The following is a 21,548-nucleotide window of genomic DNA, read 5'->3' on the forward strand; positions in this document are numbered from 1 at the left end:
CGTTACAATTCACTCCCCACCAGGGGCACCGCAGTCCGGTTCGGCCGGGCAGGCTTCCTCAGCCTTTCCAGTTCCGGTTTCGGGCATAAGAAGTTCTAAACGTGCAGAATTTTTCTAAAAACCAGGTGAAAATCCCAAACTCGCTGCGCTCAGACAAGTGGGAATTTCACCTGAACGAAAAATTTTGCGCGTTAAGAACTTCTAATACCCTGCAAAGTCACCGGAAAGACTGAGGAAGCCTGCCCGGCCGAACCGGACTGCGGTGCCCCTGGTGGGGAGTGAATTGTAACAAGCGGACGCAAAAATACCACTGCTCATGACGGCTGCATGGGCGGTGGTATTTTACGGAATGCAGTGGATTTCAAACACCATTATGGGTGAAACTGTACCGGGGGCACGTCCGGTGTCAGGGGTTCCATCCGGTATTCCGGGAACTGATCAATCAGATCGTTCAAACAGAGTGCTGTGCTGTGGACAATGTCATGGGCCAGCATCACCACGTGTTTTCTTCCCAGCGCCGTCTCCCGGGCGTTCGCAATCAGTTCTTCCGGCTCGGATTTCTTTAATGCATCCTCCAGGCTGGCATTCCAATCGAAATAAATGAAGCCTCTGGCCGTCATCTCTTTGATAATATCCTGATATACCGGTTTATTGTATGCATTAATGCTTCCGCCCGGAAAACGAAAGAGCGTTACTCTCACTCCGGTCACTTCAAGCACAGTTTTGTAGGCCTCGTTGAAATCTTCAAGATAGCTGGCTGTGCTTTGATAAATCTGCTCGTAATCATGGCGGTTGCAGTGGATTCCAATGGTATGGCCTTCCGCTGTGATCCGCTTTGCCACCTCCGGATTTTTCCTGACGTTTTCGCCTACCAGGAAAAATGTCGCCTTTATGTTCCGGGCTTTCAGCACATCCAGAACGGCGGCGGTATTTTCCGCAGAAGGCCCGTCATCAAAGGTTAAATACATGGTTTTGGGGTGGAAGAAGGCGTCGATCCCTCCCGCAATGCCCTCCGCCAGCTTCTCCTGATATTCCGCCTGGGTAAGCTTTCCGCGTTCCTCCGGGCTGGACAGGAAACCGGTCTCGATCAGGCACGCAGGCATCTTCGTCCAGCCTGTCACCACAAAACCCGCGTCGCCCCGCAGTTCCCTCTCCTTGGCTCCAGTACGCTTCACCGTTTCCTCATGAATCAGGAGAGCCAGCCGCCTGCTGTCACGGGAGGGGTCCGTTCCGTCGTACCACGTCTCGATTCCGGTTGGCTCTTCCTCTTCATACGTATTCTGATGAATGCTCACAAAGGCATTGGCACCATAGCGGTTCGCCGCTTCCGCCCGCTGCTCCTTCGTCATATAGGTATCAGTTTCCCGGGTCAGAATCACCCTGTAGCCCGATTCCACCAGCTCCTCCCGAAGCTTCTTTGCGATTTCCAGATTGATGTCCTTTTCCAGTACCCCGTCTGCGTAACAGCCCTCATCGGTCCCTCCGTGGCCCGGATCTACTATAATAAGCGGATGTTCCGGGTCGCTATCTGTGGTTTGGAAAACTGTTTGTTTCTCCGTCCTGCTCTGTACATCAGTTTCCTGCCATGTGCTGCTTCTATCCTTCTTGCCTGCTGCCTCCAACTGGTATTCTGCTAATTTTCTTATTTCCGATGCCGGCAGAGTCTGTAATACTGCCGGATTCATGGCTGCCGCCTGGCTCTCAGTTACTGGTAGATTCGCCGCTGCCGCCTGGCTCCCGGTCGCCGCCTGCGCCTCAGCCGTTACCGGGCTCACCGCCGCATTACCTCCCGGAAACATCCCCATCGTCTCCATTGCAGTAAACAGAAACACAGCCGCAATTCCGCCAGCCGCTGCCGCAGCACAATCCTCCAGCCATCTTCTTCTCGTATTTCTCCCGTTTTTTCTGCAACGGGTTTCTCGTTCGTATCTCATTGTACAGCTCCTCCCTCGCCAGGGCATGTTTGAAAATTCATTTCTGCCGTCTGCACGCCCTGCGAAACCGATCCGGAAGGCTTTTGTGCAGTCAAACACCTGCCGCAGCCAGCGGCACATTAAAATGTCCCTTTCTGCTGCACAAAAGCTCCTGTGTCATCCGTCTCAATATTCATTGATTCCAGATTACACAGGAGCTGCATCAAAAGATCATCATTTTTGCATCATAGTTGCATCATCTCGATATTTTTACAAATAATTCCTGGATACCGTCATAATAACCGACCGTCGCAGTCGTATTTCCTTTTCCAGTTCCGGGAAACACGTACTTCTTAAAATACGGTGTCATTTCCATCAGCGGATTGTTTCCCTCATAGGGTTGCGGAGCTTCCAGTCCCAAATATCCGCTCCACTTCCCGGCGATCTCGTCCGGATCCATGTCAGCCCAGGTGCGTTCCGTCCGGACATAAAACTCATATAGTTTTCCATCGTCCGCGTCGATATAGGCATCGATCAGGCGGTTTCCCCGGTCGTTGTTTTTCTGAATGTTGGAAAGGCTGACCTTCCACACTGCCACGTTATTCCGAGGCTCCAGCACGTCGATCGCGGAATAGAGGACAGCGTCGTAGGCGGAACGATCGGCTTCTCTCACGGAATCAGGAAGAATTCCCAGTTTTTTCAGCGTTTCAAGGCCCTCGTTTACGACCCCAAACAGCTCCTCCTCTTTGATCTCACGGTCGGACGGTCCTCTGTGATTGACGATAAACGCATACGTTCCCGCCGTCTCTCCGTAGGCTTCACCGGAAGCCTCCTGCCTCTCCCCGGCATACGATTCGCTCTCAGAAAGCGTCTGGCTGTTTAAAGCCTCCGCCAGGATAAACAGCTTATCACTGCGGCTTAAGGAGTATCGGTACCCCTCGCCTTCTCCCTCCCCGTCTTTTACGTGGATCTCATTCAAAACCGATTTGTCGCGGTATCCGGATATGGCTTCCGGCCCCCAGATAGCCAGAGCCATGACCAGTGCAGCAAACAGAAGCAGCAAGAAATTTACAGCTGTTTTTTTCATGCTTCGCCACCTCCTTCACCGTCGCTCCGCCAGGCGGCAGGAGCGCCGTCTTCCCACGGGAGGACAAAGCTGAAGCAGGAGCCTTTTCCCGGCTCGCTCTCGATTTCCAGCCTGCTGTGATGAAGAAGCAGTATCTCCTCACAGAGAGCCAGCCCCAGTCCGGCTCCGTTTCTGCTCCTGGAACGGGATTTATCCACCATGTAAAATGCCTTCGTTATCTTGTAAACTTCCTCCTCCGGAATCCCGACACCGTGATCCTTAACGGAAAAGCGGTAGCCCTCCGAAACGGCATACCCATCCACATCGATGCGGCTGCCTGGCTCTGAGGCCTTGCAGGCGTTGTCCAGAAGATTGATGAGCACAGATTTTATCAGGCTAGCGTCACACCGGATCATCCCTTCGTCGTAAGTAAAATGAAAATCCATATTTTTCTTCGCCGCGTACATATCATACAGGTAGAAAAACAGCGATTCCGCAGAGACCATCTGAAGCTCGATCTCCTGGCGTTTCGTCACAATGATGTCTAACAGCCGAAGCGACATTGTCTCCAGACGCCGTCCTTCTGTATAAATGTAATTGGCGCACATAAAACTCTTCTCCTCATCCAGCCGGTGAGACCGCAGCATATCCGCATAACCGATGATCGCGGTGAGCGGCGTCTTAAGCTCATGGGCAAAGGCCCCCACGAAGTCTTCCCTCGCCCGGATCTCTTCTTCCAGCTTAATGATATTATCTTCCAGTGCGTTGGCCATACGGTTAAAATCCGCTGTCAGCTGCCCCAGCTCATCATCGCTTACGAGCCTGGCGCGATAGTCGTAGTCGCCTGCCGCCATCCGTTTCGTGGCCCGCGTCAGCAGCCGGATCGGCCTTGTCAGCCAGGAAGAAATGAGATGCATGAGAACCGTTCCCAGAAGCAGAATCACGACCGTCACTCTCCGGTAAACCACAAAGCCTGTAGCCCGGTCATGAAACACCTCTGTGACGTCTCTCATCGTCTCTAAATAAAGGCTCTTATCCAGCGCCTCTACCCGGGCGGCCGTCTGAATATAATAGCTGTCCTCCAGCCGGATCACCCGGTAGGTCTTCGTATTTTCGTCAAGTGCGAGAAGCAGCCCGTCATCGGCCGTGAAGCCGTCGGCTGCGTAAAGCACCTGTTTCTGATCATCGGAAATCCGCAGCATACGTCCCGTGTCCTGCCCGCCTGCCTCTAAGTTGGAGGCGATCTGACGTGTCGTGTCTTCCTGCAGCACATCATATTTGGCCGGGACATTGAGCGCGGCCGTCTCAAATGCAAACTTCAGGATGCTGCTCTCATCGAGCGCCTGCCCGGCTTCCCGGTCCAGTGCACGCTCAAACACGTAATTAACGAAATAAAAACCGCTGAATCCAAATGCGGCCGCCATGACAATCATGGTCCATAAAAGCAGTTTCAGTGAAAATTTCATCGCCCTACCTCAAGCCGGTACCCCACCTTATATACGGCCACCAGCCGTGGAAATTCGCCGTTTTCCCAGTTCAGCTTCTTCCGGAGACGCTGTACATGCAAATCCAGCGTACGGCTGTCGCCGGAGTATTCGCCCTCCCACACCTTCTCGTACAGAGTTTCCCGAAACAGCGCCACATTCCGGTTCCGCAAAAAAAGGACCAGGAGCAAAAATTCCTTATTGGTCAGCTCCACCGGCCTTCCGGCCTTCACGACGGTCCGCGCCTCCACATCGACCACCACATCGCCCGCGGACAGACGCCTCTCCGTCTTATTATATCTGCGCAGAACCGCCTCCACTCTGGCCACCAGCTCAACCACATCAAAGGGCTTCACCAGATAATCATCGGCCCCCAGTTTAAGCCCCTTCACCCGGTCTCTCACCTCATATTTTGCGGTAATGAAAATGACGGGTATCTCCATGGGGCGTATGTATTCCATGATGTCGAAGCCGTCAATCCCCGGCAGCATGATATCCAGTAAAATGAGGTCAAATTTCTCATTTTCTATGATTCTTAGCGCCTCCGCCCCATCCTGAACCGCCGTGCAGTGGTATCCGGCCTCCGACAGGTTCAAATCGATCAGATCGCAAATCGGTTTCTCGTCGTCCACTATCAGTATTTTTATCATGATTCCTGTCTCCACCCCCAATATGCCCTGGCCTTTTCCACCAGTTCCTCCATCGTGCTGTCGTCTTTGCTCTGGTACTGTTTCTTAAATTCTGTTTCCGGATAGAATCCGCCTGTCTTCTGATAATAGATGGAATAATCATTTTCCAGGATCGTCTCACCGTCTTTTCCCTCATAGCTGTACCGCGCCAGAACCGCCAGATCCTTCATCCCGTCGCCGTCAATGTCTCGGCAGGCGACTCCCTTCAGCGCATACAGATTTTCATAGTCGCCCATGGGCTGGAAGCTCCATACGATGTAGCCCTGCTCATTGACGAGATAGACCATAAATACGGTATATTCCGCCATCCGGTACGTTCCCGGAACCACAAGAAGGTTCCCCAGCTTCTCGAACCTGCGCCAGTAACTCTGCTCGGATACCACCGTGAATCCATGTTCCTTTAATTCATCCAGCGTGGCGGCTGTATACAGGAATTCCGTTGAATAACCGTCCTCTAAAAAAGAGGCAATAAACCGGATACTCTTGTTCATTCCAAACCGGTTAATCTTGTCGGAGAGGCGCCAGTCACGGTAAAAACCATTTTCATTCTGAAACAGCACATCTCCAACCTTATATGCCCTGCCTGCGGCGGAATCTTCCTTTTCACAGGAAGTAATCAGCAGAATGTCTGTCTTTCCGTCTCCGTTTAAATCCTGAAAAGAGACGGCGGAAATACCCTGATTGAGCTGATTAAGCTCCCCTCTGACCTGATTGTTTGTCTCCAGCTGATCCGTATGATAGACCGTGTTTCCGTCTTCATCTGCAAAAAAAAGGACGAGGCGGCGATACGTCCGGTCAATGGCCGGAATCATTGAGACATCCCCAAATGCTTTAACCGTCATGGTAAATACCTGGTTCTCTATAATATCGAAACCGCTTGCTGCGATATCCGCCTCTTTCTTCACACCTTCAAGTCGTTTCTGATAGGCATTGTAGGCGTAAAGCGTACTTTGCTCCTCCTCCGCCTGCACGGTAAAGCGGCCGGGACAGGCCGCAGAAAACAGGGAGAAGCACAGTAGGCCTGCCGCGGTGCGGACAAATAATTTTCTGTATTTCAAAGGGATCACCTGCCTTTTTCTTCGGAATCAGACGTAATTCGTGTACATTGATATTTTATCAGACATAGCGGGAAAATGGAATGGCGAAAGCAAAAAAGCGGGAACCGCCCTCCTGACATATTCGATGATTCGGTGGATCACTATCACCTGGCTTCGCTTAACCCGAAAAAGCCTTCCTGAACTCTTCGTATGATATAGTTTCCGCTGTCACTGTCGCTTTCTCCCTGACGCCGCAGGATTCCCGCCAGTTCACTGCTCTCCACCGCAAATTTTGCTTCGCTGACCGCGTGGCGGAACAACACGCCCTCTGTCTCCCATTCATCGATGGAGCTTCCGCCTTCCTCACACGGAATCAGGCCTATCTTTTCATCCTGATTTTCGCGGCACCAGGCTTCTGCAAAGGACGCTGCCATGCTTACGCCTGCAACCGGCCATTCATAGTTTATCGGCTCAGTCATCATCTGCCATCTTCCGCTGCGCAGCATTTCGATTCTTTCATTATAGATATGGGGCATTTCATGGATTCCTGCCTCCGTTACAACAAATCATTTTTTCCTATAAGCTTCCTTCGCATTGTGAGCGAAAAAAATCAGGGCGGTAACCGGTCCTGTTGTATCCAGTATACCATGACCGGAATAAAATTTCAGCAGTTTTTGGCTTTACCGTAGTTCACAACGCTGTCTTTCTGTTTTATAATGAACCTGTAAGTACACATACGGAGGATGTCTATGAACGAACGAATCGTGGAATACATCAACATTTTAGGGGGATTTTGCGGAAAAAGAGACGTTTCCGAACTGTCTCCGGAAGAGTTAAAGAAGACCTACGGAATCAATCAGGCAGACGTCATGGTGCTGTTTGGCGGCAGCATCCTGTGCGGCGGCGATGTGCTGGCCCAGGCGATGCAGAACCATGCCGCGAAAAAGTACGTCATTGTAGGCGGAGCAGGCCATACCACGGAAGCGCTGCGAATCCGGGTCCATCAGGAATTCCCTGATATCGAGACGGCAGGACTGCCGGAAGCCAGGGTCTTTGCTTCCTATCTGAAGGCACGCTATGGGCTGGAGGCCGATCTTCTGGAATGCAGCTCCACCAACTGCGGCAACAATATCACGTATCTTCTTGATCTGCTGCGGGAAAATCAGATTTCCTTCCGCTCCATCATCCTGGCGCAGGATGCCACCATGCAGCACCGCATGGAAGCCGGACTGCGCAAGTACGTCTCGAATGACGTCATCATCATAAATTATGCCGTCTACCAGGCAAACGTCATCATGAAGGACGGGAAGCCTGCCTATGATACAGAAATCTATGGCATGTGGGACATCGACCGTTATCTCACGCTCCTCATGGGGGAAATCCCGCGTCTCACTGATGGTCCGGAGGGATACGGACCCCTGGGCAAAAATTATATTGCGCATGTCGACATTCCCGACAGCGTCGCCGCCGCTTTTGATGAGCTTCAGCACACCTGCCGCGGCATGGTGCGGCAGGCCAATCCGCTGTATGCCTCCCGGGACTAGCGGCCGCTCACCACTGCCCTGTTACAGGCTTTGCCAGTCCCCGCACCCGGGTCTCCGTTACGGGTCTCATAATGAAAAGCAGGATAGGATTACCGGCTTGTAATGATTCTGCCGGTCATTCTACCCTGCTTTTTTCTATCTGAATTAATCCCAAAATAGATTGTACTTACGTATTCTCCGCCCGTTTAGCAAGTTCCCGCCTAAGAAGTTCCAACTCATCGTCTTTTGCTCTCAGTTCTTCTTTATTAAGCCTTAGTTCTTCTTCCCTCTTCTGCGCCTCCTCTTCCAGCCTCCTGATCTCTTCCTGCTGCTCTTCAATCATCAGTTCCACCGTGTTCTTATCATATAATGCCAGCGTCTCATTATACATCGCTATCAACTCCTCCGGTTTTCTCTGAAACTCTGCGATCTCCATGTATAGTTCCCGAAAAGCCGGATACGCCTCTGTCACCCGGATCATATCTTCCGGTTTGTCTGAACTCAAAAAATACAGCCAGGCATCCAACTCTTTATCTATATTGTGAGTGATTTCCTGAAAAATGTCAAGTGCTATAAAGATATACTCCTGCAGTAATTCCAACTCCAGTCCGGTGTCAAATTTCTGGCTGGAACGGTGAATATACTGGTCAGGAATCTGATGGAACTCTCTGGAACTGTGCTCTACCAGCACGATTGTATAGACCTTCTGAAGATCGCGGTAGGAAAACTTTTTCTTCTTCAAACTCTTCTGCCGGTCATATTGCCGGATGATCAGATCTGAGGAGTAACAGGCACTTCGTTGTCCTGGAAAATGGTAGCCAACCTTCTGGATTTCCACATTAGCCAACGCTCCCGATTCCAGCTCCACAACAATATCCATAATGATCAGCGACGCTTCCGCCGCCAGTCGTTTGGACTGTGACGGCAAAACCTGTTTTACCGTTACTTTCTGACCGATTATTACAGTTAAAAGCCGCGACAGCCTCTCCCCGTGAATCACCGGATCAAATATGTGCTAAAAAAACGGGTCATACTTTATCTTAAGCCCTCTCGTTCCTTTGACAAAGTCGAGAAGTTCTCTCTGCATATCCTCTGTCAGTGATAAGTACTGTCCATAAGCAGGCGATTGTTCTAAAATTCCTAATGCCTCTTTTTCGGACAGCACAAGTCCGCCCATGCAATTTGATGGTTGCTTTGTGTTCCTCATACGCTTTTTCTCCTTATTCAGATATGATTGGTTGAAATAAGTGGCGAAATGTCAGACAACAAAGCCCCATATTTTCATCATCTGAAAATACGGGGCTTCTGACTTAAATCCTCTGTATTCTTTATCCGCGTCCAATCCTCTCTGCAATCTCCACAAGACTAGGCAGACAGGCGTCAAAGAACATCTTATACGACTGACAGAAGTACTGATGATTCCCGTGATCCTCCTGTCTGGTTCTCCGGCAGCCGCCGCGGCAGAGCATTGCATATCGGCAGTCTGCACACGCCTCCTCTTTCTGAAGGGATTTCTCAATAAATTTTATCTCTTCCCGCTTCTTATCTATCATCTCCACCGTATCCGTCCGGAAATTCCCCAGACGGTACTCGTCCAGAACATAGAAATCACATGGATATACGGTTCCATCCGCCTCAACCACGTACTGCATTCCGCAGGTCCCGCGCATGTCGCAGGATTCCGGCATCTGGCCCAGCAGAATCGCGATATAATTCTCAAACTGCCGGATATACGGCTGTTTTCCCTCCTTCAGATCACGAAACCACAGTTCGAACAAATCGATCAGAAACGTTCCGTACGCCTCCGGTGTCAGCGAATAATCCCGACCCCCCGGTTCTTCCATGAGCGGATCGAGACAGGCGATAAACTGCAGGTAATTTAACTGGTTTTTACGGTAAAACTCATACGTTTTTTTAATATGAGGCGCGGTTCTCGCGTGCACCACGGAAAGTATGTTGAAGTCCACTCCGGTCTTCTTAAGCATTTCAATATTTTCCATGATCCGGGTAAAACTGCCTTTTCCTGCGGGAGTTTTCCGGTAATAATCATGCTGCTTCGGTCCTCCATCCAGGGATACGCCCACAAGGAAATGATTTCTCACAAAGAATTCCGCCCACTTCTTATCCAAAAGCGAACCATTCGTCTGGATTGCATTGAAAATCTTCACGTTGTTGACATTGTATTTTTCCTGAAATTCGATGGATTTTTCAAAGAACGGAAGCCCGCTGAGCGTCGGCTCGCCTCCCTGATACGCGATCGTGCAGCTTCCCTCCGAATAAGCCAGAACCTGGCGGATCACAGCCTCTAGTGTCTCAACTGACATAAACCCGTAGGCCCCCTGTTCCCGTTTGGACATCGTATCATAATAAAAACAGTATTCACACCGCAGGTTGCAATTTCCTGACGATGGTTTAATCAGTACACTGATTGGCGGCATAAGCACCCTCCCTCTTTCGTACCGGCAATCATGCCGGCGGCCATTTTCATAAACACACTGATAAATATTATAATGGTTTCTTACCGTAAGTACAAGAGTAAACTTAAGCCACCAGGACAAACGCAGTAACAGTCCAGCCTTAAAATAGGGATTTAGTGGATGAAAGATACGCCTGAAAGAGAGGGGGAGTGGAGGCGGGGGAAGGGGAGGAACCTGTCGTCCGCCCCGCGCTGTTGCCTGCTCCCGCTATTTGTCATAGTTTTCAACCCTTCTTTCTCTCGTCCAGTTCCGTGCGGATTTGGGAGTATTTCTCATTGGTAATCTCATAGAATGCCATGGAAATCAGGGATGCTATGTAACCGAGTACCGGCATTCCGAAACGCAGGAACACGATCATATTTAATACCTGCGGAGTCTGCTCCTGATTTGCCACAAAGCCGACCAGTCCCATGAAGAAGCTGGCGATAAATCCACCGATCGCCATGCCGAACTTGTTGATAAATGTCAGGGAGGAGGACATCAGGCCATCTGCTCTCTGACCAAATTTCCACTCGCCGTAATCAGAACACTCCGGAAGCATCGCCCAGCCAAGGTTGCTTGGAATACGGGAAATGAATCCGAATACAGCCATCATACTCATAAGAATCGTAACCGATGCCGTAGGCCTCAGCCACATGACCACCAGCGGTACGATGGAGAACAGGCTTCCTAACCAGTACAGGCGCTTTTTCCCAAACACTTTGGAGAGTGCAGGAAGCAGCGGAAGGAGAATGATTCCGGCAAACAGAATGGCGGAGGCAACCTTGGGAACTAAATCTACCCGGTTTAACACATACTTAAAGTAATACATATTTACAGCGCTGTAGGTCGCGTTGGCCAGTACATCCGTACCGAAGGCGATCATGAGCATCAGCATGGGTTTGTTTTTCACCAGCAGCTTCAAATCTTTTGCCATGTTCATCGGAACGCGTTCTTTTTCCATATCACAGACATCGTACTTCTTTCCGCCCCATGCGCAGATCCAGAATGCGGCAGTTGTCAAAATACCGATGAGCGCGCCATAGATGGCCCATCCCTGTTTACCGCCGCCAAATGCCTCTACCAGTGGAAGTGCCATGATGGTGATAATAAACTGGGATACGGTTCCCATGCCCTGCTTCCATGAAACGATGACCGTTCTCTGATACGGATCCTGAGACATAACCGGCGTCAGGGAATGATACGGGATATTTACTACGGTTGAGGCCAGAGAATATGCGATGTAGACCGCATAGACGTAGACCACTTTCATATTCGGTGATAAGTCCGGCGCGGTGAAAAGAAGGAAGATGAGGAATCCAAGGACCGGAGCTCCCCAGATAATCCATGGCCTGTATTTTCCCATTTTCGAGCGGGTATGGTCGCCCATCATTCCCATAATCGGATCGGTAAATGCGTCGATAAATCTGGATATCAGCATGAGGCCGGAAACCACCATGGAGCTGATTCCAAAGATATCGGTGTAAAAGAATGTAAGATAAGACATTACAAGAAAGAATGCGAGGTTTGACCCCAGTCCCCCAAATGAATATTTGAAAACATCCAAAAACTTTGCTTTTGCATACTTCGTTTCCATACGTTTCTTCTCCTTTATAAACAAATGTTTCGTGTAAAATCCTTTTCCATTCTGGTGTCTTTTTGAAATGGAACGACATCACACGTATCCTGGTAAAATTCCAGAAGCTTTTCCTTCATCTCCGCGATCATGGGTGCATATTCAGGACTTCCGATGCGGTTTTGAGTCTCCTTCGGGTCCATCCTCAAATCGTAGAACTCGTCTTCCTCATAAAGTCTTCTGATATATTTGTAATCCCCTGTACGGCACATCGTGGCTTTTCCGTTGTACATCTCATCGGAGGCCTGTAAAAACTGTCTCGGATAGTACTGACCGCCCGGATCCGGTACGGCCTGGCCCCCCGTCTCCTTGCAGTGGTCCTCTCCCTTTCGGAAACCGCCCTCACAGAACACCGCCTGGCGAAGCGCCTCTTCCCGCTGTTCCATATAAGGAATCAGGGATTTTCCAAAATGTGTGTGCTCGGCGGGCAGCTCGGCCACCGCCTCCGCAGTTGCGTAGAAGTCAACCAGCTCCGTCATTTCCTGACTGACGCCATGGCGTTTCTGCATCGCGGCGGGCAGCTTCACAAGAAACGGGACATTGGTCAGGCAGTCCTCAAAACAGTTCTGAACCTTCTCCACCAGACCGTAATCTCCGGTATAATCTCCGTGATCGCTGAAAAAGAAGACGGCAGTATCATCGTAGATGCCTTTTTCCTTCAATGCACGGACGATCTGTCCCGTCAAGTCATCCACCTTGCTGCACATCCCTAAGTAAACCGCCCGCAGCTCATCGTACTCCTCTTCACTCCAGTCCTTCATGTTCTGCAGTACCGCCAGTTCCCTCTGCATTCTGGATTTTCCCATGTATCCCTCCGGAGGCAGAATTCGTTCCGGCAGCTTCTTACGGTCAATGCGGCTGAAATACGGCTCGCTGATCTGATAGGTCGGGTGGGGAAGCATCAGGGGCAGAAAGATGCAGAATGGCCGTTCTTCCTCATAGTCCCGGATAAATTCTGCCGCGCCCTCCGTCCAGACCTGATCCAGGTCTTTATGCTCCGGCAGCTTCCCCCGGTAAAAGGAATAGAAATTCTTTCCTCCCGGTTCTCCCCGGAATGACTCCCTGGGAAGTGCATCCGGTTTTCGATCTTTTCCGACAGTAAAATAAGTATCACAATAGCTTTTATAATACTCTGGATTCTGTGCCGGCAGCAAGTCATTTCGCTGGTTCATCCAGACATGGTACCCGTGCTCCTTCAGACGCTTTAAGAGAACCGGCTCGTGCTCATGCATCATGTGATTCATGGTACGGTGTCCTGCGACATGGGGATACCAGCCGCTCATAAAGCTGCACCGCGAGGGGGTGCACACCGGATTCTGACAGAATGCATGTGCGAAGGATACCCCCTCTTTTGCCAATTCATCCAGATTTGGCGTAACCGCCGCCGGATTTCCCAGATGGAACATGGAATCCGCCCGCATCTGATCCGGATTGATAATCACTATGTTCGGGCGTTTTTTCATAACGGCCTCCCTTCCTCGAACCCCAGACGGCAAAAGAGCTCTTTCGGGGCGTCATTTTTCTCCATATATTCCCGGATGTAAGCCTTCATCTGTGCGCGCACGGCCTCGTCCTCCAGGGAATGTTCCTGATCCGGGTCCTCTTTTAAATCGAACAGCAGAGAACCGAATGACGTCGTGTCTCCCATATGGTCCTTACTCTCAATCTTCATGACCCTGCAGCCCTTCGTGAAGGAAAATGGCTCCGCCAGTTCCAGCCCCGCCAGTTCCTCCAGGCGGAACATGCACCGCATATGGGTAGGCATCAGCGTATACTCACAGACGGGAATCTCGGGATGCTCCGCCGCATGCATGTACACATACCTGCCGTCTGTCACATCCACCTGACTTCCATGGTATCCGAACACCGCGTATTTCCGGATAGGTTCATCGGAATCCATTACCCCGGCAAGCGGCTTTCCTTCCATGTCCTCCGGTATTTCCATCCCGAAAAATTCTAACAGCGTCGGCGCCAGATCGATGGTCTGTACGATCGCATTTCTGCGGATTCCGGCGCACTCCTTTCTGCGGGGATCGTAAATATACAGCGGTGTATGGGAAATCTCTTCGTAGATCGGCATGCTGGTCTTTCCCCACCATCCGTGCTCTCCCAGCAGAAAGCCGTGATCCGTATTGACGATAAGCATGGTATCGTCCCACAGGTGGTATTGGTCCATCATATCCAGAACCTTTCCCAGATACCGGTCGCACTTGGAAAGCAGCGCCGCGTATTCGTAACGAACGTGCTGAACCGTATTCTCATCTTCCGCAACCGTCGCGTAAGGCGGCCAGTCGGCTTCCGCTGCTGCATCTCCCAGAAATGTATGGGGATAGAGCGCTTTGTCCTCTTTCAGTGAATAGAACGGTTCATGGGGATCGAAGGTCTCGATCTGCAGGAACCAGTTGTCCTCCCCGTGGTTCTTCTCGATGAATTCCAGCCCCTGGTGAAATGTAACCGCCTGGGAGGTCTTTTCTTCTGTATCCATATAGCTGCGGTTGACCGCGTCCTGAGCCATCATTCGTCTGTAAGGCGGATAACTCAGCATGACCTCCTTGTTCTTAAATACGGTGCCGCGGTCATAGCGGTATGACAAATCCGCTTTCCACAGATCCCCCTCCTGCCCCCTGGAAATCTCCCAGGATGAATACCGGTTGTGGTAGGTACAGCCCCCATCCTCCCAGTAGTGCTGATGGTCGCTGACGAGATGGGTGTAGACACCTCCCTTTTTCAGAATCTCCGGCATCGAGTCGTCGAACGGCTCCATCGGCCCCCAGCTTCTGTGGAAAAAATTGATTCTGCCCGTGTGCAGCTCCCTTCTCGCCGGCATACATGGCATGCTTCCCACATAACAATTTTCAAATTGGACGCTTAAATCCGCCAGCCTTTTGAAATTCGGCGTCTTCGTCCAGTCACAACCGTATGATTCCAGTAAATCGCGTCTCAGGGAATCATACATCACCATAATTGCCTTCATGATACTCCTCCTGTCTTATCTTATTTTTCTGTACCTGCTGTACTCTTTTATCCGCTCTCTTTCTGATGAAGATTTTCAATTCGCCTTGCGAATTGGTGCAAGCGCCCGTCATGCCTGTATAACCGAATACCTTTGGGGTGCTTTGTACATCCATCATTATTTGAAAACGCTTTCAGAAAACGTTTTCAAAAAAGAGCGATCAAAAGGCTGCTCTTTAAAGCTGCCTTATTGATTCTCTGTCAAAAAACTTTGTTTCATATTCCCTGGAAGTCTCCTCCAGCGGGCAGTCTTCTATCATGTCCAGCAGCAGCTCTGCCGCTCCGCTGCCCATATCCTTCGCGGGTACAAAGAACGCTGAAATCTGGGGAAACAACCGCCGCCCTTCGCCAATCTTATGTTCAACGGACAGGATCGACACGGTCTCCGGCACAGAAAGCCGCAGCTCTCCGCACACACTCAATATAATCTGGGTCGTCTCAATGCCCGGCGAACAGATGGCAGTACAGCCGCCGCCTATTACATACTTTCTGAAATCTGCTATAAGGTCCGGCCGGATATCGGTCATATGTGAGAGCACGATCGGAATCAGTTCCAGTTCTTCCAGCTCTTCTTTTGCCTTTTTTACAATGCCGGTCAGATAATTCTCATGAGTCGTGTAAAAATAGAGGACGATCTTCCGGTGCCCGTCTGCATACAGTGTTTCAATCATCTGATGCATATAGCTTTCGAACTGAGCGTAAACATTAATTCCCTTCTTGTGAAACTTTTTCCCTATGTATACCACAGGATACTCTTCATCCAGGATTTGTTTCAGCGCCTCTTCATCCATGGATTTGCCGTTCAGTCCGCTTAAGAGAAGACCGTCAATCCTTCTCTGCCTGACATACTCCATGAAACGCGGACTCCCCTTCACCCGGTTTGAGTATTCCTCCGACTCACTGATTAATACCATACTGTAATTATGTCTTGTCAGAACCCTCTCGATTCCCTTTAACAATTCCAGAGTGTAGGAGGATTCGAACACCGATCCGGAGTGAAATGGAGTATAGACTCCTATCATATTGGACCTCTGCTTTACCAGTCCTCTTCCGAACTGATTCGGTTCATACTGGTAATATTCCATCGCCTCTTTTACGGCCTGTACCTTCTTATCACTTACATTGGCGCTGTTATTCAAAATCCTGGAAACGGTTGAGATAGAAACTCCCGCCCGCTTTGCTACGTCGTAAATCGATGCTGTCATGTTTTACCTCAATGCTGTCATGTTTTGCATTCATTTTTTGAAAGCGTTTTCAAAGTTCCTGGACTTATAATAACAAAAAGAGAAATTGTACACAATATGATTTTTATACAAAAAATCGTCTTTTATTTGTGCATATTCTACATTTTTTTCCAACTCACTTCTTTCAACTTTCATCCCTTGTTTTTCTCTTCCATGCATGCAAAAAGGAACCGGCAAATGGGTCTCCGGCTCCTTCTGTTCGTGCTGTTATTATCTCACTGTTTCATAATTCTTTATTATTTCACTGTTTCATGCTTCTTTACCAGACGTACTACGTTCCAGCTGTGCCTGCCGAAAACAGTGGAGAAAATACCGTTCTCCAGTTTAGAAGCTTCTGAATGGATCGGGCTCACCGTATCCGGCGCTGCTTCTGTGTTGACTGCTTTCATGTCGTCATGGGTCAGAACGATATGTTCCTCCACCTGATACCCTTCAAACTGACGGAAATCACAGGAGACTTCTGCATCGTCCTCCAGATCTTTATTAACCGCGAAAATCGTTACGGCCTCCGCCTCCTCATCCCAGATGCATACACAGTCCAGGGTGGATACGGTGCCATAGGTCCGGCTCTCATATACCGGGGCCTTGATCTGAGTCATCAGAACGGTGCCTTTCCCATAGACGCTGGCGTGCATATATGGATAGAATATGGTCTGACGCCAGGCGCCTGTATCCGATGTCATGATCGGTGCGATTACATTGACCAGCTGGGCCAGGCAGGCGACCTTCACTCTGTCCGCATGTCTCAGCATGGTGATCAGCATGCTTCCTACCAGAAGCGCGTCTTCAAAGTTATAGACATCCTCCAGCTGGTGAGGCGCCTGATCCCACGCCTTGATTTCCTTGTCCTGCTCGTTGCTGTGATACCACACGTTCCACTCGTCAAAGGATAAATTGATGTTCTTTCCGCCGTGCTTTTTAGCTTTCACCGCGTCACAGATTGATACGACTCCCGAGATAAAGTCATCCATTCCCTTGGAGCAGGCAAGAAAATCTGCCGTGTCGTCGCTGCGGTTTCCGTAATACTGATGCAGGGATAAATAATCCACTTCGTCATAGCATTCGTCTAAAACCTGGTACTCCCAGTCTCCAAACGTAGGCATGGTCAGACTGGAGCTGCCGCAGGCCACTGTCTCAATCTCCGGATCGAGCCACTTCATCATACGGGCCGTCTCTGAAGCGATTCTTCCGTACTCTCCCGCTGTCTTATGACCCATCTGCCATTTTCCGTCCATCTCGTTGCCCAGGCACCACAGCTTGATATCATGAGGTTTTGCGTAGCCGTGAGATTTTCTCAAATCACTGTAATAGGTGCCGCCCTCAAAATTACAGTATTCCAGCAGATTTTTCGCGTCCTCCGGACCTCTCGTTCCCAAGTTGACTGCCATCATCATCTCACTCCCGGCCTTCTTAGACCAGTCTGCGAATTCATTCAATCCGAACTGATTTGTCTCAATCACTCTCCATGCCAGATCGGTTCTTGCAGGTCTTAGTGCCTTCGGTCCCACGCTGTCTTCCCAGTGAAAGCCCGATACGAAATTGCCGCCCGGATAGCGCACAATCGGCACCTCCAGCTCTTTTACCAGTTCCAGAGTATCTTTTCTGAAGCCCTGTTCGTCGGAGGAGGCAAGCCCTTCCTGGTAGATACCGCCGTATACGGCACGTCCCAGATGTTCAATGAAGGAACCATATATTCTCTTATCAACACTGCCTGTCAGGAAATACTTATCAATGATAATTTCTGCTTTTTTCATTCTGTCATTCTCCTTTTTAACTGTATATTCGTAACAGTTCAGACGGCTCATCTTCTTGACCAAAAAGCCGGTCAAGAAGCATCGGATATTTTCCGCCGTCTGAACTGTTACGTATATTCTTTACTCATATCTTATCAGGTCCAGGAGAAAAAACCAGTGACTTTTCTCCGAAGCATTTGATTTTTTCTCCGATTATGTTTATACTGTTATCATCCTATAAAGAATGAAACGAAACGACCAGACGGCAGATGTATGAGAATTAGAATCAGGAGGAAGGGCCATGCTCAATTTTGAAATACATTTCTGTGAATACAACCGGCAGAATCCCCCAAAAGACAGGATTTACCGGCCGGGAGGCAGCGGTGACCACTTATTCCTGCTGCTGAAAACTCCGATGAAATTCTACTTGAATAAAGAACTCACACTGGCCCGGGAAAATGCCTGCATCCTGTATACGCCTCAGACCATGCAGCATTATGAGGCTGTTCAAAAATTCCGGAACAGTTATATCCATTTTTCGTGCTCCGACACTCTCATCGAACGCTTTAAAATTCCGTTAAACTCCATTTTTTATCCTGGAAATCCGGATGAAATCGATGAGTACATCAGAAAGCTTCAGGAAGAACGGATCGCGTCCCGCCCGTTTGCTGAGGAAAAAGAATATTTTCTGCTGAATGAGATGTTTATTGCCATAGCCCGGGCCATGGCCGGGGAGAATACTGACATTGTGGAGAACCGGGAGCTGTATGAGATCTTCTTAAGTCTCCGTCTCGATATGCTCCGTAACTATGAAAAGCCCTGGACAACAGAAGATCTGTGCCGCAGGGCAAACCTGGAGAAGAGTCAGTTTTTTGCCTGTTACCAGAAATTTTTCCAGAGTACCCCTCATGCAGACCTTCTCTCCGTCCGCCTGGAAAAAGCCAAGAATCTGCTCACAAATGAGGCGCTTCCGATTAATCTGGCGGCCCGGCAATGCGGATTTTCCGATATCACCCACTTTTCCCGGTATTTTAAAAAAGAATGCGGGTGTTCTCCTAAGGAGTACGCCCGCAGATGGAAAGAAAATTGTCTGCCATAGAATTCGTATATTTAAGAGTGCTGCTGCGAAACGGCTCAGACCCGGAGCAGCTTTCTCACCAGAGAAAGAACCGCTCCGGCAGTGCTGCCGAGAAAGAGAATATCACGATGGGAATTCACGGCCTCCATGGCCGCGGCTGCTCCATTTGCCATCCCTTTCCACGCCTCGGCTTCAGCCGGTATCTCCGGCAGGATCACTGCCGCCGCCACGACTGCTGCCATGCAGAGAAGAAACGGCACAAAGCCTCTTCCCGTATCGTATTTCTTCATGCGCACGCCGCCTCCCGCTCCCGTTTTTGAGGGAATCCAGAGACACCAGATCAGCCCCATAAACAGCGTGATTCCTGCAAAGCCGACGTAGAGAGCCATTCCGTAGTTGGACTCCGCCGCCATGAACCGGATATCGCCCAGCGCCTGGCCGTGTTTCCAGAATGACTGTGCCATAAGGAACACCATCCCCGCCATCAGGAGAAAGGAGGCCAGCTGCATCACTCTGGAGATGATTACAGTGGCTGTCACCATGCTCTTTACCACCACATCGCCAAAACTGACGCCGTCCTTGTCTGTCTTTTCGATTATACGGGTTTCTGTATCCGGTATGTCGAAATCGCGGCTTACCCTGGAGTCTGTATTACCGCGCATAGATCGGCTGCTCTGGTTCTTTCCCCGGGGCAGCCCGCTGTATGCCGAACCACTGCGTTCCCCGCCGGCCCAGTCCCAGCTCTCTTCTCTCTGTGCTTTTCGCCCTGCCATTCCGCGTGAAACCGGCCGTACCTTTTCCCGACTGTCATTCTCTTGACTGCCGTTCTCCTGACTGCTGCGCAGGCGCTCTACCTCGCCCTCCAGCTTTTTCATTCGGGCTTCCTTTTTCTGCTGCTCTTTTCGCTCACCCTTTGATTCTGCTTTTCTCCCATCAGATCCCTCTTTGGACTTTTTAGACTTTGCTGTTTTCTCTTTCGGCTTCTGTTTTTCCGGCTTTCTGCTCCTCGGCTGATAGCTTTCGTTGTCATCTGCCTCTGTATCATCGAGAGTATTACGACTGCCACGGCCGTTTAAGAGGTTGGTATCATCAGTCTGGTTCTCATAGAACTGCTGATCTTCTGCATTTGAAGAGGCTTCTGTAAGATGACGGCTCTTTAAGAGGGCCAGTGCTCCGATGATTGATTTCGCCGGATTGAAAGACTGGGATTCTGTGAGTGACTGGTTGTCTGTATAGGGCTGGTTTTCCTCTGATCGCTCGTTCTTAACCGTCCAGTCCCCCCGGCTCCTTTGTCCTTCCATAACCGGCTGTGTGCTTGCGGCGGCCTGTTCTTCCAGGCCCGCCAACTCCTCTGACAGCCGTTTTCTTATCTCATATTCCTCAGCCGATTCCATTAAATAACCGGTGCTCAGCGGTTCTCCGCAGTTATTGCAGTAGTTTCCTGATGTTTCATGTCCACATTTCGGGCAGATCATACCATCAATCCTTTCGTATTATTTCATGTGTAATCTGAATGCTTCTATCATAATAAAGTCCTGTCTTACCGTAAGTAATAAAGTCATATTTCACCATAAGCGGCGGAATATTCGCCGCCGCGGCAGCCGCCAAAGGAATGAACAGGCATGTCTGCCCGGCATTGATATTAAGTATACTATATTCGCTGACGGGGAAGTATTAAGTTTCTCTTGCAAATTAGAGAATTATATGGACAGAAATGCAGAAAAACAGGAAGATTTTATTGACACAGCTGCATTCTTATGAGATACTGGATTATATAGTTTTGATTACTACATATGGAGGTTCCAATATGAAGACTGCTATTTTGATTGATTCCGGCTGTGACGTTTCTGACGAGCTGGTTCAAAAATATCATATGAAGGTTATGCCCCTTCACATTATTTACCCGGAGAAGGATTACGTTGACGGAGTTGATATTTTTCCGGAAACGATTTATCAGAGATTTCCAAAGGAGGTCCCCTCTACCTCCACGCCAAGTCCACAGGACGTTAAAAATATGGTGGAGGAAATGAAAGCGGAGGGATATACTCATGTGCTGGCATTTTCCATTTCCAGCGGCCTTAGCGGTACGTATAATACGGTCAGCCACGTGCTCGGTGAAGAACAGGAACTGACTTCCTTTGTTCTGGATACCAGAAGTGTCTCCTTCGGCGCGGGAATTCTGGCGCTCTGGGCGGCTATGAAGCTGGAGGAAGGCATGAGTTATGATGAGCTGACCGAGGCACTGCCGAAGAAAGTGAAGGAATGCAAGATATTTTATTACATGGATACACTGACCTATCTGCGCAAGGGCGGCCGGATCGGGCTTGTCACCTCAGTCGTAGGCAGTATGCTGAATTTAAAGCCGATTATCTCCTGTAATGAAGAAGGGGTCTACTATACAGTCGCCAAAATCCGGGGTTCCAGACAGGGACTTTCCAGACTTCTGGCGGAAGTAAAGGCCTTTGCGGGCGACGGCCCCTGCCTCACAGCCCTCTTAAACGGTGACGGAAAAGAAGCTGCCGAGGAACTGCGGCCGAAACTGCTCGCCGGTATTCCCCAGGGAACGCTGATCATGGAAAAAGCCATAACTGCCTCTCTGGCCGTGCATACCGGTCCCGGATTGGTTGGGATTGGCGCGCTTAAATTATAAAACACACATAAGATTGAATATAAACAG

At 49.9% G+C, this 21,548-nt stretch carries 18 protein-coding genes; 3 read left to right on the forward strand and 15 right to left on the reverse strand.

The window, feature by feature from the left end:
* Nucleotides 1–371: 371 nt before the first annotated feature.
* The 6 genes from DFR60_RS27900 to DFR60_RS27925 all read right to left on the reverse strand — a co-directional run bounded on the left by DFR60_RS27900 (nt 372) and on the right by DFR60_RS27925 (nt 6,725).
* Nucleotides 372–1,934 carry an N-acetylmuramoyl-L-alanine amidase gene (locus DFR60_RS27900; protein ID WP_110326300.1) on the reverse strand — a complete coding sequence of 521 codons (1,563 nt, stop codon included), beginning with the start codon at nt 1,932–1,934 and terminating at the stop codon, nt 372–374.
* A gap of 235 nt (nt 1,935–2,169) precedes the next feature.
* Nucleotides 2,170–3,000, reverse strand: a complete 831-nt coding sequence (locus tag DFR60_RS27905) for a hypothetical protein (protein ID WP_110326252.1) — start codon at nt 2,998–3,000, stop codon at nt 2,170–2,172.
* Nucleotides 2,997–4,445: a sensor histidine kinase gene (locus DFR60_RS27910; RefSeq protein ID WP_110326254.1), complete on the reverse strand. Its 1,449-nt coding sequence runs from the start codon at nt 4,443–4,445 to the stop codon at nt 2,997–2,999. Before DFR60_RS27910 ends, DFR60_RS27905 begins: the two co-directional genes overlap by 4 nt.
* Complete coding sequence (locus tag DFR60_RS27915) at nt 4,442–5,113, reverse strand: response regulator transcription factor (RefSeq protein ID WP_110326255.1); 672 nt, start codon at nt 5,111–5,113, stop codon at nt 4,442–4,444. Before DFR60_RS27915 ends, DFR60_RS27910 begins: the two co-directional genes overlap by 4 nt.
* On the reverse strand, nt 5,110–6,219 hold the full coding sequence (locus DFR60_RS27920) for an FG-GAP repeat domain-containing protein (protein WP_341458011.1): 1,110 nt from the start codon (nt 6,217–6,219) through the stop codon (nt 5,110–5,112). The genes DFR60_RS27915 and DFR60_RS27920 overlap by 4 nt, the downstream gene beginning before the upstream one ends.
* 134 nt (nt 6,220–6,353) lie before the next feature.
* Nucleotides 6,354–6,725, reverse strand: coding sequence for a sialate O-acetylesterase (locus DFR60_RS27925; protein WP_432764132.1), 372 nt, complete (start codon nt 6,723–6,725; stop codon nt 6,354–6,356).
* A gap of 213 nt (nt 6,726–6,938) precedes the next feature.
* Between DFR60_RS27925 and DFR60_RS27930 the strand changes: the two genes are divergently transcribed.
* On the forward strand, nt 6,939–7,733 hold the full coding sequence (locus DFR60_RS27930; protein WP_110326259.1) for a YdcF family protein: 795 nt from the start codon (nt 6,939–6,941) through the stop codon (nt 7,731–7,733).
* A gap of 166 nt (nt 7,734–7,899) precedes the next feature.
* Here DFR60_RS27930 and DFR60_RS27935 read toward each other — a convergent pair whose 3' ends face one another.
* The 8 genes from DFR60_RS27935 to arfA all read right to left on the reverse strand — a co-directional run bounded on the left by DFR60_RS27935 (nt 7,900) and on the right by arfA (nt 17,814).
* Entirely contained in the window at nt 7,900–8,712 is an 813-nt protein-coding gene (locus DFR60_RS27935) for a PD-(D/E)XK nuclease family transposase (RefSeq protein ID WP_146218636.1), read from the reverse strand.
* 15 nt (nt 8,713–8,727) lie between these two features.
* Nucleotides 8,728–8,919, reverse strand: coding sequence for a hypothetical protein (locus DFR60_RS27940; RefSeq protein ID WP_110326263.1), 192 nt, complete (start codon nt 8,917–8,919; stop codon nt 8,728–8,730).
* A 121-nt stretch (nt 8,920–9,040) separates the two neighbouring features.
* On the reverse strand, nt 9,041–10,150 hold the full coding sequence (locus DFR60_RS27945; protein WP_110326265.1) for an anaerobic sulfatase maturase: 1,110 nt from the start codon (nt 10,148–10,150) through the stop codon (nt 9,041–9,043).
* A 262-nt stretch (nt 10,151–10,412) separates the two neighbouring features.
* Nucleotides 10,413–11,765, reverse strand: coding sequence for an MFS transporter (locus tag DFR60_RS27950; RefSeq protein ID WP_110326267.1), 1,353 nt, complete (start codon nt 11,763–11,765; stop codon nt 10,413–10,415).
* A 14-nt stretch (nt 11,766–11,779) separates the two neighbouring features.
* Nucleotides 11,780–13,267: a sulfatase family protein gene (locus tag DFR60_RS27955; RefSeq protein WP_110326269.1), complete on the reverse strand. Its 1,488-nt coding sequence runs from the start codon at nt 13,265–13,267 to the stop codon at nt 11,780–11,782.
* The gene (locus tag DFR60_RS27960; protein WP_110326271.1) at nt 13,264–14,778 is read right to left on the reverse strand and encodes a sulfatase; all 1,515 of its coding nucleotides are present in this window, start codon (nt 14,776–14,778) and stop codon (nt 13,264–13,266) included. Before DFR60_RS27960 ends, DFR60_RS27955 begins: the two co-directional genes overlap by 4 nt.
* Nucleotides 14,779–14,992: 214 nt before the next feature.
* Nucleotides 14,993–16,021: a LacI family DNA-binding transcriptional regulator gene (locus DFR60_RS27965; RefSeq protein ID WP_110326273.1), complete on the reverse strand. Its 1,029-nt coding sequence runs from the start codon at nt 16,019–16,021 to the stop codon at nt 14,993–14,995.
* Between the two features lie 275 nt (nt 16,022–16,296).
* Nucleotides 16,297–17,814, reverse strand: coding sequence for an arabinosylfuranosidase ArfA (arfA, locus tag DFR60_RS27970; protein ID WP_110326275.1), 1,518 nt, complete (start codon nt 17,812–17,814; stop codon nt 16,297–16,299).
* A gap of 280 nt (nt 17,815–18,094) precedes the next feature.
* Here arfA and DFR60_RS27975 point away from each other — a divergent pair, with 280 nt between their 5' ends.
* Complete coding sequence (locus tag DFR60_RS27975; protein WP_110326277.1) at nt 18,095–18,892, forward strand: AraC family transcriptional regulator; 798 nt, start codon at nt 18,095–18,097, stop codon at nt 18,890–18,892.
* Nucleotides 18,893–18,927: 35 nt separating this feature from the next.
* Here the strand turns inward: DFR60_RS27975 and DFR60_RS27980 are convergent, their stop codons facing one another.
* Complete coding sequence (locus tag DFR60_RS27980) at nt 18,928–20,346, reverse strand: zinc ribbon domain-containing protein (RefSeq protein ID WP_110326279.1); 1,419 nt, start codon at nt 20,344–20,346, stop codon at nt 18,928–18,930.
* Nucleotides 20,347–20,678: 332 nt separating this feature from the next.
* On the opposite strand from DFR60_RS27980, the gene DFR60_RS27990 reads away from it, so the two are divergent.
* The gene (locus tag DFR60_RS27990; protein WP_110326284.1) at nt 20,679–21,521 is read left to right on the forward strand and encodes a DegV family protein; all 843 of its coding nucleotides are present in this window, start codon (nt 20,679–20,681) and stop codon (nt 21,519–21,521) included.
* Nucleotides 21,522–21,548: the final 27 nt, after the last annotated feature.

It is taken from the genome of Hungatella effluvii (assembly GCF_003201875.1).
GTDB classification, from domain to species: domain Bacteria; phylum Bacillota; class Clostridia; order Lachnospirales; family Lachnospiraceae; genus Hungatella; species Hungatella effluvii.

Coding starts and splice junctions, on each gene's coding strand:
- DFR60_RS27900 (WP_110326300.1), bottom strand. CDS start 1,934: ATGAGATACGAACGAGAAACCCGTTGCAGAAAAAACGGGAGAAATACG.
- DFR60_RS27905 (WP_110326252.1), bottom strand. CDS start 3,000: ATGAAAAAAACAGCTGTAAATTTCTTGCTGCTTCTGTTTGCTGCACTG.
- DFR60_RS27910 (WP_110326254.1), bottom strand. CDS start 4,445: ATGAAATTTTCACTGAAACTGCTTTTATGGACCATGATTGTCATGGCG.
- DFR60_RS27915 (WP_110326255.1), bottom strand. CDS start 5,113: ATGATAAAAATACTGATAGTGGACGACGAGAAACCGATTTGCGATCTG.
- DFR60_RS27925 (WP_432764132.1), bottom strand. CDS start 6,725: ATGCCCCATATCTATAATGAAAGAATCGAAATGCTGCGCAGCGGAAGA.
- DFR60_RS27930 (WP_110326259.1), top strand. CDS start 6,939: ATGAACGAACGAATCGTGGAATACATCAACATTTTAGGGGGATTTTGC.
- DFR60_RS27940 (WP_110326263.1), bottom strand. CDS start 8,919: ATGAGGAACACAAAGCAACCATCAAATTGCATGGGCGGACTTGTGCTG.
- DFR60_RS27945 (WP_110326265.1), bottom strand. CDS start 10,150: ATGCCGCCAATCAGTGTACTGATTAAACCATCGTCAGGAAATTGCAAC.
- DFR60_RS27950 (WP_110326267.1), bottom strand. CDS start 11,765: ATGGAAACGAAGTATGCAAAAGCAAAGTTTTTGGATGTTTTCAAATAT.
- DFR60_RS27955 (WP_110326269.1), bottom strand. CDS start 13,267: ATGAAAAAACGCCCGAACATAGTGATTATCAATCCGGATCAGATGCGG.
- DFR60_RS27960 (WP_110326271.1), bottom strand. CDS start 14,778: ATGAAGGCAATTATGGTGATGTATGATTCCCTGAGACGCGATTTACTG.
- DFR60_RS27965 (WP_110326273.1), bottom strand. CDS start 16,021: ATGACAGCATCGATTTACGACGTAGCAAAGCGGGCGGGAGTTTCTATC.
- arfA (WP_110326275.1), bottom strand. CDS start 17,814: ATGAAAAAAGCAGAAATTATCATTGATAAGTATTTCCTGACAGGCAGT.
- DFR60_RS27975 (WP_110326277.1), top strand. CDS start 18,095: ATGCTCAATTTTGAAATACATTTCTGTGAATACAACCGGCAGAATCCC.
- DFR60_RS27980 (WP_110326279.1), bottom strand. CDS start 20,346: ATGATCTGCCCGAAATGTGGACATGAAACATCAGGAAACTACTGCAAT.
- DFR60_RS27990 (WP_110326284.1), top strand. CDS start 20,679: ATGAAGACTGCTATTTTGATTGATTCCGGCTGTGACGTTTCTGACGAG.